Genomic DNA, 13,309 nt, shown 5'->3' on the forward strand with positions numbered 1-13,309 from the left:
CGGCTCAGCCGTGGGCGAAGGTGACCTTGGGCAGCACACGCTGCAGCCAGGTCGGCACGTGCCAGGCGGCGTGTCCGCTGAGGCGCAGCAGCACCGGCAGCAGCACCAGGCGGACGAGGAAGGCGTCGAGGAGCACGGCGACGCCGAGCACGATGCCCATCTCCTTGGGTGGGAGCGGTCCGGACAGCGCGAAGGTGAAGAACACCGCCACCATGACCGCCGCTGCGGCGAAGATGACGCGGCCGGTGTGGGCGAGGGAGCCCACCATCGCGTCCTTCGGGTCGCCGGATCGTTCGTAGTGCTCCTTGGCGGAGGCGAGCAGGAAGACGGTGTAGTCCATCGCGATGGCGAAGATCATCGCGAAGAAGAACACCGGTGCCCAGGCGTCGAGGAAGCCCTGGCTCTCGAAGCCGAGCAGGCCGGCGCCCCACCCCTCCTGGAAGATGAGGCGGGCGACGCCGAAGGCTGCAGCAGTCGACAGCAGGCTGACCAACGTCCCCAGCAGGGAGATGAGAGGCGCTTGCAGGGCGACGAGGAGCAGCAGGAAGCCAAGGCCCAGGACGATGGCGATGACCCATGGCGTCGACTCGTCGAGCTGGTCCTCGAGATCGAGGTTCTCCACGGCTGCGCCACCGACGACGGCGGAGTCCGGGAGGTCGGCACGCAGGCGGTCGACGGTCTCGGCGAGCGCGGGGTCGGACGGATCGACGGTGGGGACGGCCTGCACGAGGGCGAGGCCGCTCTCGTCGGCCGCAGGTTGGGCGGGCATGGCTCCGGCGATGCCGGGGTCGGCGTCGAGGACGGAGGTCGCGGCCTGCGCCTGGTCGGCGTCGACGACCACCTGGAGCGTGCCCGGGGCGCCGTCACCGAAGGCGTCCTGGACGAGGTCGTACCCGACGCGGGCCGACGCGTCCTCGGGCAGGACCTTGATCGACGGCATCGCCGTCTTGAGACCGAGCACGGGTGCTGCGAGGGCGACGAGGACGACGAGCGACATCGCGCCGAAGACGAGGGGCCGTCGCCAGAGACGCTCGCCCCAGGCGGCGAAGCGCGCGGAGCGGTGCTCGCCGCTGCTCGCCCACGGCAGGGCGAAGCGGTTGATGCGGTGGTCGAGCTTGTGCAGGACGAGTGGCAGGAGGGTGAGGGTGGCGCCGAGGACGAAGAGGACGGACAGCATGATGCCTCCGGCCATCGACCGGAACGATGGTGACGGGACGATCATCACCGCCGACAGCGACACCAGGACGGTGATGCCGGACAGGAGCACGGCCTTGCCGGCGGTGTCCATCGTCTGGGCGATGGCCCGTTCGGCGCTGAGCTTCGCACCCATGCGGGCGGCTCGATAGCGCACCACGATCAGCAGGGCGTAGTCGATGCCGAGCGCGAGGGAGAACATGAGGGCGAAGTTCATCGCCCAGATGGAGACCGGCACGAGCTCGTTGATGAGCACGAGCGAGCCGGCCGATGCGACCAGCCCGGCGATGGTGAGCATGAGGGGCAGACCGGCGGCGACGAGTGCGCCGAAGGCGAGCACGAGGATCGCCATGGTGACGGGGAAGGCGAGCATCTCCGAGGTCAGCATCGCCTCGAGATTGGCCTGGTTGAAGTCGGACCAGAGCAGGGACGACCCGGTCGGATTGACCTGGACGCCGTCGCGGGAGAGGTCCTGGAGGGGGCCCTTGATGTCGCTGGCGACGCGCACCATCTCGTTGGTGTCGACGCCGGCGCCGGCGAGGACCACGGCGGTGCGGCCGTCCGGGGAGAGCGTCGCGCCCGGCTGGGGGGCGACGATGTCGGCGATCCGGTCCTCGGTCGAGAGCAGTGCCTGGACCTCCTCGAGGACGGTGGCCCCGGTGCCCTCGGTCACGGGCCCGGACTCCGAGTGCACGACGACCTGGATGGCCGAGGAGGCGTTCCCGTCGAAGTGCTCCTGGGCGAGCTCGCGGGTGGCGACGGAGTCGGAGCCGTCGGCCTGCCACCCGGCGCCGGAGAGGTGGTGCTCGACCTTCGGCGCGAAGATCCCGAGCCCGACCACCAGCAGCAGCCAGACGATGGTGACGGTGCGGGCGTTGCGGACGACCCAGAGGCCGAGTCGGCCGAGCGGCCCGGTGCTCGAGGGGGCGTCGGGTGTCGGTGGGACGGCGCGGGTGGTGGTGGCCATGACGGTCTCTCTTGCTCACGAAAAGAACCCCCCGGGGGGATGACGTGGCGACGCTAGCACAGATCCCCCCGGGGGGTTACGATGGTGTCATGACGGAGTACACGATGACCACGCGGACCGACCTTCCCTTCGCCGAGGCGACGGCACGCGTCAAGGAGATGCTGGGCGCGCAGGGCTTCGGCGTGCTCACCGAGATCGACCTGCGCGCCACGTTCAAGGCCAAGCTCGACGCCGATACGGCGGACCACGTCGTGCTGGGGGCGTGCCGGCCCCAGCTGGCGCACGAGGCAGTGCAGGCCGATCCGTCGATCGCGGCACTGCTGCCGTGCAACGTCGTCGTGCGCGACGCCGGGGACCATCGTGTCGTCGAGGCCTTCGACCCGGCCGTGATGATCTCGATGATGGAGGACGCCCCGCAGGTTCTCCGCGACGTCGCTGCCGACGCCCGGGTCCGACTCGAGGCCGCTGTCGGCGCCCTCTGACCCTCAGCCCTCGAGGGGCGACGTGCTCGGTCCCTCGAGCACCCGACCGTCGGGAGCGAACCGCGACGCGTGCAGGGGGCAGTCCCACGTCTGCTCGGCGTCGTTCCACCGGACGACGCCGCCGAGGTGCGGGCAGACCCCGCTGACGGTGCGGGTGCACCCGTCGACGGTGGAGGTCGCGCGGGGCCGGCGGCCCTGGCGCGCCGCGCCCAGCCAGCCGGCGACCATCGCGGCGCCGACCTCGCCGTTCCACGCGGTGATCGTCGCAGCACGCTTGGGGCCGGCGAGGCGAGAGGGCGGGAAGCGGCCGACGTCGTCGCCGGCCACGATCGCGTCGGCGAGCCGGCGGGCCGCTCCGACCCCGGCGAGCAGTCCCCACTTGCCGAACCCGGTGACGGCGTGGACGGGCGTCGCGCCGGGCAGTCGTCCGACGAGGGGTCGGTCGTCGGGCGTCGTGTAGTCCTGCGCCGACCAGGCGTCGAGCTCCTCCCCGGCTCCGGGCAGGTGGTCGCGGGTCCAGCGGCGCAGGGTCTCGATCCGCCGGGCCTCGGAGCCGCCGCGGGCGACGGGATGGGACAGCCCGCCGACCACGACGGCCTCGCTCGTGGTCGAGCCCGACCCGGCCGCGTCGCGCACGGAGATGGACGCCTGGCCGACGGAGACCGACATCGTCAGCTCCGCTCCGGGGCTCGCGAACGCGAGGGCGTAGGAGCGGACGGGCTTGGTGGTGGCGAAGGCGAGGCTGCGGTCGAGGACCGGGATGCCGGTGGCGAGCACGACCTGCGAGCCGGTGACGGCCGAGCCGTCGTCGCAGTGCACGACGGCCTGCGGGTGGCCGACGGCCTTCGTGACGCGACGACCGACGGAGATGTCGACGCCGACGGCCATGGCCTCGTGAGCGAGGGCGACGGTGTAGGCGAGGGGGTCGACCTGCAGCTCGTCGTCGAGCAACACCGCGCCGTGGCCGGGGAGTCCGTCGGGAGCGGAGCGCTGCCAGCGGGTGGCGAGCCCGAGCGCTCGGGCGGCGGAGTCCTCGTCGCGGGTCGCGTCGACGTCGCCGAGGTCCTCACCCCAGCTCGCTGACGTCCGTCGCGTCGTGGCGACGTCGTGCCGCGCGAGGACGGGACGCACCCACTCGAGCGCCTCCCGGCACATGGCGAGGTAGTCGCCCGCCGCATCGAGGCCGGCGTCCTTCGCGATGGTGGACAGTCGGGTGCCCTGCAGCAGGGCCAGCTTGCCGGTGGAGCGGGCGGTGGTGCCGTGCCCGACCGCCTCGTGCGCCTCGACGACGAGCACGGACCGACCCCGCTGGGCGAGAGCGGTCGCGACGGCGAGTCCCACCGCCCCGGCGCCTACGACGACGTCGTCGTAGGACTCGCTGGTCGGTGCCGGCGGTACCAGCGGCTCGGTCGATCGGTCCCAGAAGGTGCTCCGCACCATGGCTGCTCCTCGCGTCGGGGTCGACGCGGGACGTACCCGGTGGGGGCGTCGTCATGCGAGGCGATGGGACGCGGTGGAGCCGCCTGTCGGAATCGAACCGACGACCTTTTCATTACGAGTAGTCGCGAAACCCTCGATTTCCCGTCATATCAGTTGCACTCGTACCCCAGATTCCCTCCGTCTCCATGCTCGGGACACGCCAGGGGCACACAGAGCCGGACCTCCGTGAGCACGCCATCGACCCCGCCACGAGCGCACCGCCGACAACTGGTCACGCTCACCCAGGCCATCCAAGGCAGTTGGTCGCTCGCATCAATCGCGACGCATAGACGCACTGAGATGGAGCGACACTACTGCTCTGCCGCCCGCATCAAGTGACGCGCATCCACACTCAGAAGTCGTACCCCTCGTGCGCGACTTCGCGTCATGTAGGTGGCGGAACGCAGCAATCACCTCTTCGACGTCACGAGGACCCTGAGAGGGAGCCCATCATTGACGCTGGAGCGATGGGTGCGAGTTGGAAAAGACCAACCTCGCGGTTCGGTGACCGTCTTTGGTGGCCCTGTTCGGTCTATTCCGGTGGCGGTGCCCTCTAGACTGCACGAACGGGTCAGATGCGGCGGGAGGTGTGTTGTGGCGGGAAGTGCTGAGCATTTCAAGGCGCTCGTCCGCAGCCATGCTGCTGGTGACGATTCCGCCTTCTACTCCGTCGCGATGCAGGTGGCGGCTCAAGAGGCGCGTAAGGGACACCACAAGATCGCGGCCGACCTGAAGTCGGCTGTCGAGTCCTCCCGTACGTCCGGGCGTGGGGTGACTTCGATCGCGCAGCCGCGCGGCGATTTGGCAGATCTGGTTATCGCGACACATCCTGACGTAACGCTGAAGGAACTCGTGCTTCCGCCAGGGCTGAGGTCTCTTGTCGAACGAGTCCTGACTGAGCAACGCCAGCGCAAGAATCTTCTGGATCATGGCTTCGAGCCGGCGCACCGCCTCCTGTTCGAAGGCCCACCAGGAACCGGCAAGACGATGACCGCGGCGGTGCTCGCCCATGAGCTTTCGATGCCCTTGCTGACGATCCGTCTGGACAGCTTGATGAGCAAGTTCATGGGGGAGACGGCGAGCAAACTGAGGGTCATCTTTGACGCGGCCGAGCAGCAGCGCGCGGTCTATCTTTTCGATGAGTTCGACGCTCTCGGTGGAGACCGCACAGGCAACGACGTCGGTGAAGCTCGCCGAATCCTGAACTCGTTCTTGGTGTTTTTGGAGAACAACAGGAGCGAGAGTTTGATCATCGCTGCGACCAACCACCGCCAGATCTTGGACCGAGCGTTGTTCCGGCGTTTCGACATGGTGCTGGACTATGCACTCCCAGATCCCAAGCAAGGGGCCGCTGTGATGCGCGGACGCCTAGGCAGACTGGCGAAGGGGGTGCGGTGGCCGAGCCTCGCACCGGCGATGGAAGGTCTGTCGCATGCCGATCTCGTGCGGGCGGCTGAGTCGGCTGCGAAGACTGTGATCCTGAATGGAAGCATTCGGATCACCGTCGAGGATCTGAGGATTTCGCTAGAGGCGCGAAAGGCGGGCAGCCTTGGCTGGACCCCGTTAACATCTGAGCCATCTCCTGGTTGAGAACAGATCCACCGACGAGGAGTTTCGGCGCCGCGGCGGAGGCGATCCCAAGATCCGACATGTCGAGAGCCGCGCCGGGCACGGTGGAGGACGTCTCGCTGAGACTCGGACGGCACTGGACGCCGGCGATCAGGCACGAGTCGAGCTTCTGACCGAGGAAGAGCTTCGCGCTCTCGGGACCGTAATCACTCTCGAAGGAACCGGCGCCGAGTATCCGCTGGCGATCGAACGTCTGGAACGCACGTCTGCACACCGCAAGACGCCAAAGCGTTCAAAGTGGCTTCTTCTCTCAGTACTTTCAGCGCAGCCTGACCAGGACCTACCGGAGCGTGCGATGGTCTGGGTTAGCGACGAGTACCGGACCCAGTTCCTGAAGCTTTTCGAGGACTATCTGAATCAATCTAGTTCTTCTGGGAACCCCAGGAACAACGAACTGGTGGCGAACATCGCCCGGATCCGACAGAGCGTTCTCGCTGACCTGTGGCAGTCCGACGGACAGCCCCCACTGACCGGGATTCGTTGGTGGGAAGTTTGGCTTCGGCCTACGGCAGACGGTCCGGACCTTCTACGCCGCTACGCGCGGCTTGCAGAGTTTGTTGTTTCGCCGCGGGTCTTGCGCCTCCTGGACCGTAACGTGACGTGGGTTCAAGCCACCTGGTCTCAGCTCGAACCTCTCCCGTTCACGGCCGTCCCAGTAGCGGAGATCCGTCGCCCTGAGTTCGTGGACACGATCGAGGACCTGACGTTGGACGAGCAGCAGGAGTACCTCGCCGATCTCCGTGAGCGTATTGAACCGGCCCAAGAGACTGTGCCGGCCGTTTGCCATCTCGACACCGGTGTGGCGCGCACGCATGTCCTGCTGGGCGAATCGCTGGCCGAGCAAGATCTGCACACCGTGCTCGGAGTTAGCGGCTTCGATCACGAAGGCCACGGCACCAAGATGGCCGGAATCGCCTTGTTCGGCGACCTTGAGGGACATCTGGCAGGTTCCGCTCCCGTGGTGCTGCGGCATCGCCTGGAATCCGTGAGAATCATCCCTCAGAACGGTGAACCGCAGCACGCCCCGATCGCCTACGGCGACGTTACTGCTCAAGCGGTCGCGATACCTGAGACCGTCTCCAACCGGGGCCGTGTGTTCTGCATGCCTGTCAGCGCCAAGTCCGACACCGTCGACGTGCCGGGCCAACCAACCCTCTGGTCAGCAACAGTCGATGCGCTCGCGGTGGGGGCCGAGGTTGTCCGGAGCGGCGACGAACTTGAACTACTCTCCGCGCCGGATCCCGAACGCGCACGATTGCTGGTGGTCTCGGCCGGAAACACAGACCAGAGCGTCGCTGATCACCTTGCCCAGTCGGATCTTTCAGCGGTCCTGGATCCTGGACAGGCTTGGAATGCACTGACAGTCGGTGCACATACCGAACTCACCGATCCGCCGATGGACCCGGCTTACACGGGGTGGGACGTGGTCGCCGAGGACGGCGAACTTTCCCCGTACAGCCGCACTTCATTGCTGTTCGGGATCAAGCCATGGCCAATTAAGCCGGACATCGTGATGGAGGGTGGCAATGTCCTTCACGACGGGGCTTCGCTGTTCGAACCAGGATTGCCGGTGCTATCCACGCCAACTACCGGGCATGCCAACGATCTCGCGCTTGCTTCGGCGCACGCCACCAGTGCGGCCACTGCTCAAGCTGCGCGTCTCGCTGCGCTGGCGATGGCCACCTACCCGGAGTACTGGCCTGAGACCATCCGCGCGCTTGTGGTGCACGGAGCAGAGTGGACTCCGGTTATGAAGGCTGCCGTAACCAAAGCGGGCAAGTCCGGCAAGAGGGACCAGCAAGCGATGCTGCGTCGATACGGCTGGGGAGTTCCGACCGAGGACCGGGTGCTCTACTCGACGGATCAGGCAGTGACCCTGGTCGTTCAAGACGAGTTCATTCCGTTCGAGGGCGACGAGTTCAAGGCCCCCGCCTTCCGTCTACACGACTTGCCCTGGCCGACAGAGGTTCTCCAAGACCTAGGAGACGCCCAGGTGGATCTTCGAGTCACACTCTCGTACTTTATTGAACCGACAGCGTCGCGGCGAGGATGGCGCCGGCGCTACAGCTACACTTCCCATCACCTGCGCTTCGAGGTTCAAGATCCGTTGGAAACCGAATCGCAGTTTGTACAACGGGTCAACCACGACGCTCGAACGGAAGAGGCGGGCGGACGCCCCGGGGGTGGACAGGTCAGGTGGCTAGTGGGTGCCAACCAGCGCAACCTCGGTTCACTACACCAGGACGTCTGGCGAGCCTCCGGCATCGAGCTTACGCGCTCGGGGAAGCTCGCAGTCTTTCCGGTCGGTGGCTGGTGGAAGAACAATGCGGCCAAGGCCCGCGTCGATCAGACGGTTCGATACGCACTAGTGATGGGACTGCCCCCGGTCTGGTTGACACTCGGGGTTTGCAGTAATCAGGCCGCGTCTGCGGCCGCGTAGATCATCTCAAACTCGACCGGGGTGAGCTTGCCGAGGGCGCGTTGGCGACGGCGCCGGTTGTACTTGGTCTCGATCCAGGTGACCATCGCGAGGCGGAGTTCCTCGCGGGTGTCCCAGCGCTTCGTGTTGAGGACGTTCTTCTGCAACAGCGCGAAGAAGCTCTCCATGCTGGCGTTGTCCCCGGCTCCGTAGGAGCGGCCCATCGAGCCCACCAGGCCGTTGTTCGCCAGCAGCCGCTGGGTGCGCTTGGCACGAAACTGACCGCCTCTATCCGAATGACAGATCGTGCCGACGGGGCTGCGAAGCGCGATCGCGTTGCGCATCGCTGCCCGCGCCAGCGACGACTTCATCCGGGTGTCGATGGAGTAGCCCACGATCTTGTTCGACCACACGTCCTTGATCGCGCAGATGTACAGCTTCCCTTCTCTCGTGGGGTGCTCCGAGATGTCCCAGAGCCAGACCTTGTTGGCTGCGTCGGCGACGAACTCGTGGCGCACCACGCCGTGCTCATCGACGACGGCGAGGAGGTCGTCGTGGGGCGCGGGGCCAGTGGAGCCCGGCTTGGAGCGCTTCTTGTGATGGGAGGCGTGGATGCCGGCGATGCGACACAGCCGGTGCACGCGGTTCTCCCCGACGCTGATGCCGTGCTCGAGGTCGAGCTCGTCGGTGATGAACCTGTACCCGAGAGTGGCGTCGTCGGCGTGGATCTCGTGGATCAGGTTGAGCAGGTGGGCGTCGTCCCAGTCGCGCTGGGATACGGGGTCGTTGAGCCACTTGTAGTACCCGGCCCTGGACAGGCCGAGGACCCGCAACGTCACCGCGACCGGCACCCTGATGTGGGCGCCGGTCGCGGCCATCTCTCGGACGAGCGGGAAGACTATTTTCCCGGAAGGTTCGCCTGGGACAGGTAGGCGGCCGCACGGCGCAGGACCTCGTTCTCCTGCTCCAGGAGCCGGATCCGCTTGTTCGCTTCGCGCAGTTGCTTGCGCTCGTCCTCGCTCAGGCCGGGGCGCTTGCCGTCCTCGATGTCGGCCTGCTTCATCCAGTTCGTCAGCGAGCCTTCGGAAATGCCGAAGTCCTTCGCGATCTGGGACAGCGGTGCCTGGCCCTTGCGGGCCACGGCCACGACGTCGTCGCGGAACTCCTTGGGGTAGGGCTTTGCCACGGGGACATCCTTCCGCCTGAGGTCGAAACCTCAGAGGTCAGGTGTCTACCTAACTGGGGGCAGTCCCCTCCTCCTGAGATGTCGGTGTTGACACCTCAGGCCACGGATCGCCGCTCCCACGTCCACCCCTGAGTCAGGTTTCTTCAGCCCGCCCAGAGTTGAGCTCCCCCGCCGGGACGGGGCGCGAGCGGCGCGCGCTGATCCGGTCGCTCGCCGACGTCGAGGCCGTGGTGGGGCCGGCGCGCCCTTGGGTCCGAGCCGACGCCTCCTTCCGCCGCGCGCGAGAGGCTCACCTGCTCGGCCTGTCCGGCGACACCGACGCCCACCTCGCCACCCTCGCGGTCAGCGCGGACCCGGACGCGGTGGGTGACCTGCGCGCTCGGGTGCTCGCGCCCTTGCAGGACCTCACCCCCGCGTCCCGCGAGAAGCTGACCGACACCTGGCGGGCCTGGTTGCTCCACCAGGGGCGCCGGGAGGACATCGCCGAGGTGCTCTTCGTGCATCCGCAGACCGTCCGCTACCGCGTCGGGCAGCTCCGCGAGGTGTACGGCGACCTGCTGACCGACCCTGACTTCGTGCGCGACGCGACCATCGCCCTGGCCTGAGCCGACCAGGCGGCCGGGATCACCCCTGGCGTGCCTTGAGGCGTGGGTTCTGCTTGTTGATGACGTAGGTGCGGCCGCGGCGGCGCACCACCTGGGAGCCGGGCTGGTTCTTCAGCGAGCGCAGCGAGTTGCGGACCTTCATGGGTGTCTCCTCCGGGAGTGGGTCATCGTGCGGTGGGGTCGATGAGTCCGCGCTGCACCGCGCGGACGAGTCGACGTGGGACCCGGTGGGTCCGTCCGTCGACGGTGACGGGGACCAGGTCGACCGCGGTGGCCTTCCAGGCCGACCTGCGGTGGCGGGTGTTGCTGCGGGACAGCTTGCGCTTCGGGACGGCCATGTCTTCTCCTTCGGTCAGGCGGCTCGGCGGATCTCGCCCAGCCAGGGCTCGAGACCGTCCTCGCCGACCTCCCAGAAGGGGCCGCGACCGGCCATCTCCTGGTCGGAGAGCAGGCAGTGCTCGAAGGTCTCGACGATCTCGTCGCGACCGTCGTCGATGCCGACGACCACGATCCGGGTCAGGGGCCGGGCCGCGCCCCACTGCCGGTCCGTGCCGATGCTGAGCTGGCCACCGGCACCGTCCCAGACGCAGAGGGCCGAGGGACGGCTGGCCAGCCAGAAGCAGCCCCGGGAGCGGCGTGGTCCCCCACCGAGGAGCTCGATGTTCTCGTGGAGCCGGCCCGGGTGGAACGGCCGGTCCGAGGACAGGTCGAGTCGCCACACCTCCGACTCGTCGTGCTCGGGCCCGGGGAGGTCCCCGCGACGGACCTCCGAGACCCACTGCTCGGTCGCGCCGTGCGTGTGGACGCCCCGCGCCAGGCGCGCCGTGTCCAGGGCCGAGGCGTCGTCGACGACGTCGACGCCGGGACGGGCGATGGTGCGCACCAGCGCGTGCTCCGGGCCGTCGGCCTGGCCGAGGACGGCGACGACGTCGGCGTACTCGACCATGGCCGCGGCCACCTCCGCGACGCCGCGGCCGTCGTCGGCCGTGGCGCCGATCCCCCGGTCGCGGAACAGGTCGTCGCCGAGCAGGTCGTCCACGGCGTCGTCAGCATCCAGGGCCGCGACCACGGCCGCCACCTCGACGTGCGGCACCCGCGAAGGGTCCCAAGCCACCACCCGGCAGACCTGGATCGGCTCGGCGCCCACGGGCAGGTGGGCGACGACCGAGCCCCAGAGTCCGGTGGCGGCGAGCCGCTCGATGCTCGGCACGATGTCCTCGCGGATCGCGCAGCTGGTGCACGCGTGCTCGAGGTCGATCTCCTCGCGCTCGACGACGCCCCCGATGTCGGTGACGGTCCGGGTCAGGACCTGACGCTCGTCGTCGATGCGGTGCTGGACCACCACGGCCTGGGGCAGGTCCCACTGCAGACCCATGGTGACCCGCGCCATCGGGTCGTCGGCGACGCCGCAGACGAGGATGACCGGCGTGCGGCTCATGCCTGGTTCCCGTACCGGCGACGGAAGCGCTCGACGCGGCCCTCGGTGTCGACGACCCGGCCGCGGCCCGTCCAGAAGGGGTGGCTCGCGCTCGAGACGTCGACGTCGACCACGGGCAGGGTGCGTCCCTCCCACTCGATCTCCTCGGTGGAGGTCATCGTCGAGCGGGTGAGGAAGGTCTGGCCTCCGGAGCGGTCACGGAAGACGACGGGGCGGTACTCGGGGTGGATGCCGTTCTTCACAGCGTCAGCTCCTGCATGTAGGGTTGAGAACGATTCCCATTCTACACAGGAGCACCTCCATGTCACGCGTGTGCCAGGTCACCGGGGCCGAGCCCGGCTTCGGCCACAACGTCAGCCACTCGCACCGGCGGACCAGGCGCCGATTCGACGTCAACGTCCAGCGCAAGCGGTACTGGGTCCCCAGCCTCGGCCGCCACGTCACGCTGACGCTGAGCGCCCGAGGCATCAAGACCGTCGACGTCCGCGGCATCGACGCCGTCGTCGCCGACATCCGCGCCCGGGGAGGGAGGCTCTGATGGCCAGGCGAGGCAACGAGCTGCGGCCCATCGTCAAGCTCCGCTCGACGGGCGGGACCGGCTTCACCTACGTGACCCGCAAGAACCGTCGCAACGACCCCGACCGCACGGTCCTGCGCAAGTTCGACCCCGTGCTGCGCAGGCACGTCGACTTCAAGGAGGAGCGCTGACATGGCCAAGCGGAGCAAGATCGTCGCCAACGAGCGACGCAAGGAGATCGTGGCCCGCTACGCCGAGCAGCGTGACGCCCTGCGTCGGGCGTCCAAGGACACGTCGCTGACCATGGCCGAGCGCATGGAGGCCTCCCGCGCCCTGGCGCGGCTGCCGCGGGACTCGTCTCCCTCCAGGGTGCGTCGCAGGGACCAGGTCGACGGCCGCCCCCGCGGTCACGTCGGCAAGGCCGGCCTCTCGCGCATCCGCTTCCGCAACGCCGCGCACGCCGGCGAGCTCCCCGGCATCACCAAGTCGAGCTGGTGAGCCCAGCGACCGAGGCGCCGGCGGAAGCCACCAGCACTCGCTGAGCACGCCGACGCCCCCGCCGGTCTCGGCGGGGGCGTCGCGTGGAGCTGGCGCAGGTCAGGCGGCGTGGTTGCAGGTGGCGCAGGAGCAGTCGGCGCAGACGCAGTTGACGCACGGGTCGCCGCCGCAGTTGCTGCAGGAGCAGGTGTGGTGGTTGCAGGTGGGGCAGCTGCAGTCGCGGCAGTCGCACTTCGCACAGGTGTCCGCACAGTTGGCGCACGAGCAGGTGGCGCACTCGTCGGAGTGGCCGTCGTGCTCGCGGTGCGCGTGACCGTCATGGATGTAGTCGACGTGGTCCTCGTGCACGACGGCCTCGTGGCCACAGTCGGGTCCGTGGGTGTGGGCGTGGGTCTCGGCCTCGCGGTGGTCAGTGATCGTCATCGTGGTTCTCCTTGGTGTGGTGGAACGCGTCCAGGAAGACGTGGGCGACGTGGTCGTCCGCCAGGGTGTACGCGACTTCTCGGCCTCGACGCTCGGTGACGACCAGCCGCGCGCCCCGCAGCACCCGCAGGTGCTGGGAGATCAACGGCTGGGACAGACCCAAGGTGGTGACGAGGTGACCGACCGTCTGCTCCCCCTCGGTCAGGCGGTGCACGATGGCAGCCCGGACTGGTGAGGAGAGCGCGCCGAACATGTCGCTCACGTCGCTGTAGTCAGCGGCGATGCTCGGCCCGTCACTCATGCAGACGTTCGCCATATATGCATGAGCGCATGTCAACTCGGGAACGGGTCCCGCCAGGGCTGGTCGACAGGACGCCCGACACCGGGGCCCGCACTGCGCCGCCGGCGCCGGTCGGCTCTGCCAAGATGGGTCGCGGCACCCGGGGCACTCGAGGCAGCACGCCCAGCCCGC

16 protein-coding genes are annotated in these 13,309 nt (G+C 68.3%); 7 read left to right on the forward strand and 9 right to left on the reverse strand.

The window, feature by feature from the left end:
- Nucleotides 1-4: 4 nt before the first annotated feature.
- On the reverse strand, nucleotides 5-2,161 hold the full coding sequence (locus ABD213_RS11650; protein WP_344328614.1) for an MMPL family transporter: 2,157 nt from the start codon (nucleotides 2,159-2,161) through the stop codon (nucleotides 5-7).
- Between the two features lie 89 nt (nucleotides 2,162-2,250).
- Here ABD213_RS11650 and ABD213_RS11655 point away from each other — a divergent pair, with 89 nt between their 5' ends.
- Nucleotides 2,251-2,643 (forward strand): DUF302 domain-containing protein, encoded by a 393-nt coding sequence (locus tag ABD213_RS11655; RefSeq protein ID WP_344328616.1) that lies wholly within the window; start codon nucleotides 2,251-2,253, stop codon nucleotides 2,641-2,643.
- A gap of 3 nt (nucleotides 2,644-2,646) precedes the next feature.
- On the opposite strand, the gene ABD213_RS11660 is transcribed toward ABD213_RS11655, so the two are convergent.
- Nucleotides 2,647-4,083, reverse strand: a complete 1,437-nt coding sequence (locus ABD213_RS11660; protein ID WP_344328621.1) for an FAD-dependent oxidoreductase — start codon at nucleotides 4,081-4,083, stop codon at nucleotides 2,647-2,649.
- Between the two features lie 633 nt (nucleotides 4,084-4,716).
- On the opposite strand from ABD213_RS11660, the gene ABD213_RS11665 reads away from it, so the two are divergent.
- A complete protein-coding gene (locus tag ABD213_RS11665; RefSeq protein WP_344328623.1) occupies nucleotides 4,717-5,712 on the forward strand; it encodes an AAA family ATPase in 996 nt (331 codons plus the stop codon).
- A 721-nt stretch (nucleotides 5,713-6,433) separates the two neighbouring features.
- Nucleotides 6,434-8,191 (forward strand): S8 family peptidase, encoded by a 1,758-nt coding sequence (locus tag ABD213_RS11670; RefSeq protein WP_344328625.1) that lies wholly within the window; start codon nucleotides 6,434-6,436, stop codon nucleotides 8,189-8,191.
- Here ABD213_RS11670 and ABD213_RS11675 read toward each other — a convergent pair.
- Nucleotides 8,167-9,356, reverse strand: a protein-coding gene (locus tag ABD213_RS11675; protein WP_344328628.1) for an IS3 family transposase whose coding sequence is annotated in 2 segments (ribosomal slippage) — nucleotides 8,167-9,087 and nucleotides 9,090-9,356 — 1,188 coding nt in all. Because the reading frame shifts where the segments join, the coding sequence is not laid out codon by codon here. The two genes, ABD213_RS11670 and ABD213_RS11675, sit on opposite strands and share 25 nt — an antisense overlap.
- A gap of 158 nt (nucleotides 9,357-9,514) precedes the next feature.
- Here ABD213_RS11675 and ABD213_RS11680 point away from each other — a divergent pair.
- A complete protein-coding gene (locus ABD213_RS11680; protein ID WP_344328632.1) occupies nucleotides 9,515-9,961 on the forward strand; it encodes a helix-turn-helix domain-containing protein in 447 nt (148 codons plus the stop codon).
- A 19-nt stretch (nucleotides 9,962-9,980) separates the two neighbouring features.
- Here ABD213_RS11680 and ykgO read toward each other — a convergent pair whose 3' ends face one another.
- From ykgO to ABD213_RS11700, 4 genes are read right to left on the reverse strand one after another with little or no spacing between them, the layout of a single operon-like run.
- Nucleotides 9,981-10,103, reverse strand: coding sequence for a type B 50S ribosomal protein L36 (gene ykgO, locus ABD213_RS11685; protein WP_023645249.1), 123 nt, complete (start codon nucleotides 10,101-10,103; stop codon nucleotides 9,981-9,983).
- A 22-nt stretch (nucleotides 10,104-10,125) separates the two neighbouring features.
- Complete coding sequence (gene rpmF, locus ABD213_RS11690) at nucleotides 10,126-10,299, reverse strand: 50S ribosomal protein L32 (protein WP_344328645.1); 174 nt, start codon at nucleotides 10,297-10,299, stop codon at nucleotides 10,126-10,128.
- Between the two features lie 14 nt (nucleotides 10,300-10,313).
- Entirely contained in the window at nucleotides 10,314-11,399 is a 1,086-nt protein-coding gene (locus tag ABD213_RS11695; RefSeq protein ID WP_344328649.1) for a GTP-binding protein, read from the reverse strand.
- On the reverse strand, nucleotides 11,396-11,641 hold the full coding sequence (locus tag ABD213_RS11700; RefSeq protein ID WP_344328652.1) for a type B 50S ribosomal protein L31: 246 nt from the start codon (nucleotides 11,639-11,641) through the stop codon (nucleotides 11,396-11,398). The genes ABD213_RS11695 and ABD213_RS11700 overlap by 4 nt, the downstream gene beginning before the upstream one ends.
- Nucleotides 11,642-11,700: 59 nt before the next feature.
- Between ABD213_RS11700 and rpmB the strand changes: the two genes are divergently transcribed.
- From rpmB to rpsN, 3 genes are read left to right on the forward strand one after another with little or no spacing between them, the layout of a single operon-like run.
- Nucleotides 11,701-11,937, forward strand: a complete 237-nt coding sequence (gene rpmB, locus ABD213_RS11705) for a 50S ribosomal protein L28 (protein WP_344328654.1) — start codon at nucleotides 11,701-11,703, stop codon at nucleotides 11,935-11,937.
- The gene (rpmG, locus tag ABD213_RS11710) at nucleotides 11,937-12,107 is read left to right on the forward strand and encodes a 50S ribosomal protein L33 (protein ID WP_344328656.1); all 171 of its coding nucleotides are present in this window, start codon (nucleotides 11,937-11,939) and stop codon (nucleotides 12,105-12,107) included. Before rpmB ends, rpmG begins: the two co-directional genes overlap by 1 nt.
- Nucleotide 12,108: 1 nt before the next feature.
- Nucleotides 12,109-12,414: a 30S ribosomal protein S14 gene (rpsN, locus tag ABD213_RS11715; protein WP_344328658.1), complete on the forward strand. Its 306-nt coding sequence runs from the start codon at nucleotides 12,109-12,111 to the stop codon at nucleotides 12,412-12,414.
- Nucleotides 12,415-12,513: 99 nt separating this feature from the next.
- Here the strand turns inward: rpsN and ABD213_RS11720 are convergent, their stop codons facing one another.
- Nucleotides 12,514-12,837 (reverse strand): hypothetical protein, encoded by a 324-nt coding sequence (locus ABD213_RS11720; RefSeq protein WP_344328660.1) that lies wholly within the window; start codon nucleotides 12,835-12,837, stop codon nucleotides 12,514-12,516.
- Nucleotides 12,824-13,138 (reverse strand): ArsR/SmtB family transcription factor, encoded by a 315-nt coding sequence (locus ABD213_RS11725; RefSeq protein WP_344328663.1) that lies wholly within the window; start codon nucleotides 13,136-13,138, stop codon nucleotides 12,824-12,826. The genes ABD213_RS11720 and ABD213_RS11725 overlap by 14 nt, the downstream gene beginning before the upstream one ends.
- Between the last annotated feature and the right edge of the window lie 171 nt (nucleotides 13,139-13,309).

This window comes from Aeromicrobium halocynthiae (assembly GCF_039531385.1).
Taxonomy (GTDB): Bacteria; Actinomycetota; Actinomycetes; order Propionibacteriales; family Nocardioidaceae; genus Aeromicrobium; species Aeromicrobium halocynthiae.

Bases quoted from the DNA above. Each gene is read 5' to 3' on its own strand.
- ABD213_RS11650 (WP_344328614.1), bottom strand. From the start codon at position 2,161: ATGGCCACCACCACCCGCGCCGTCCCACCGACACCCGACGCCCCCTCG.
- ABD213_RS11655 (WP_344328616.1), top strand. From the start codon at position 2,251: ATGACGGAGTACACGATGACCACGCGGACCGACCTTCCCTTCGCCGAG.
- ABD213_RS11660 (WP_344328621.1), bottom strand. From the start codon at position 4,083: ATGGTGCGGAGCACCTTCTGGGACCGATCGACCGAGCCGCTGGTACCG.
- ykgO (WP_023645249.1), bottom strand. From the start codon at position 10,103: ATGAAGGTCCGCAACTCGCTGCGCTCGCTGAAGAACCAGCCCGGCTCC.
- rpmF (WP_344328645.1), bottom strand. From the start codon at position 10,299: ATGGCCGTCCCGAAGCGCAAGCTGTCCCGCAGCAACACCCGCCACCGC.
- ABD213_RS11695 (WP_344328649.1), bottom strand. From the start codon at position 11,399: ATGAGCCGCACGCCGGTCATCCTCGTCTGCGGCGTCGCCGACGACCCG.
- rpmB (WP_344328654.1), top strand. From the start codon at position 11,701: ATGTCACGCGTGTGCCAGGTCACCGGGGCCGAGCCCGGCTTCGGCCAC.
- rpmG (WP_344328656.1), top strand. From the start codon at position 11,937: ATGGCCAGGCGAGGCAACGAGCTGCGGCCCATCGTCAAGCTCCGCTCG.
- rpsN (WP_344328658.1), top strand. From the start codon at position 12,109: ATGGCCAAGCGGAGCAAGATCGTCGCCAACGAGCGACGCAAGGAGATC.
- ABD213_RS11720 (WP_344328660.1), bottom strand. From the start codon at position 12,837: ATGACGATCACTGACCACCGCGAGGCCGAGACCCACGCCCACACCCAC.
- ABD213_RS11725 (WP_344328663.1), bottom strand. From the start codon at position 13,138: ATGAGTGACGGGCCGAGCATCGCCGCTGACTACAGCGACGTGAGCGAC.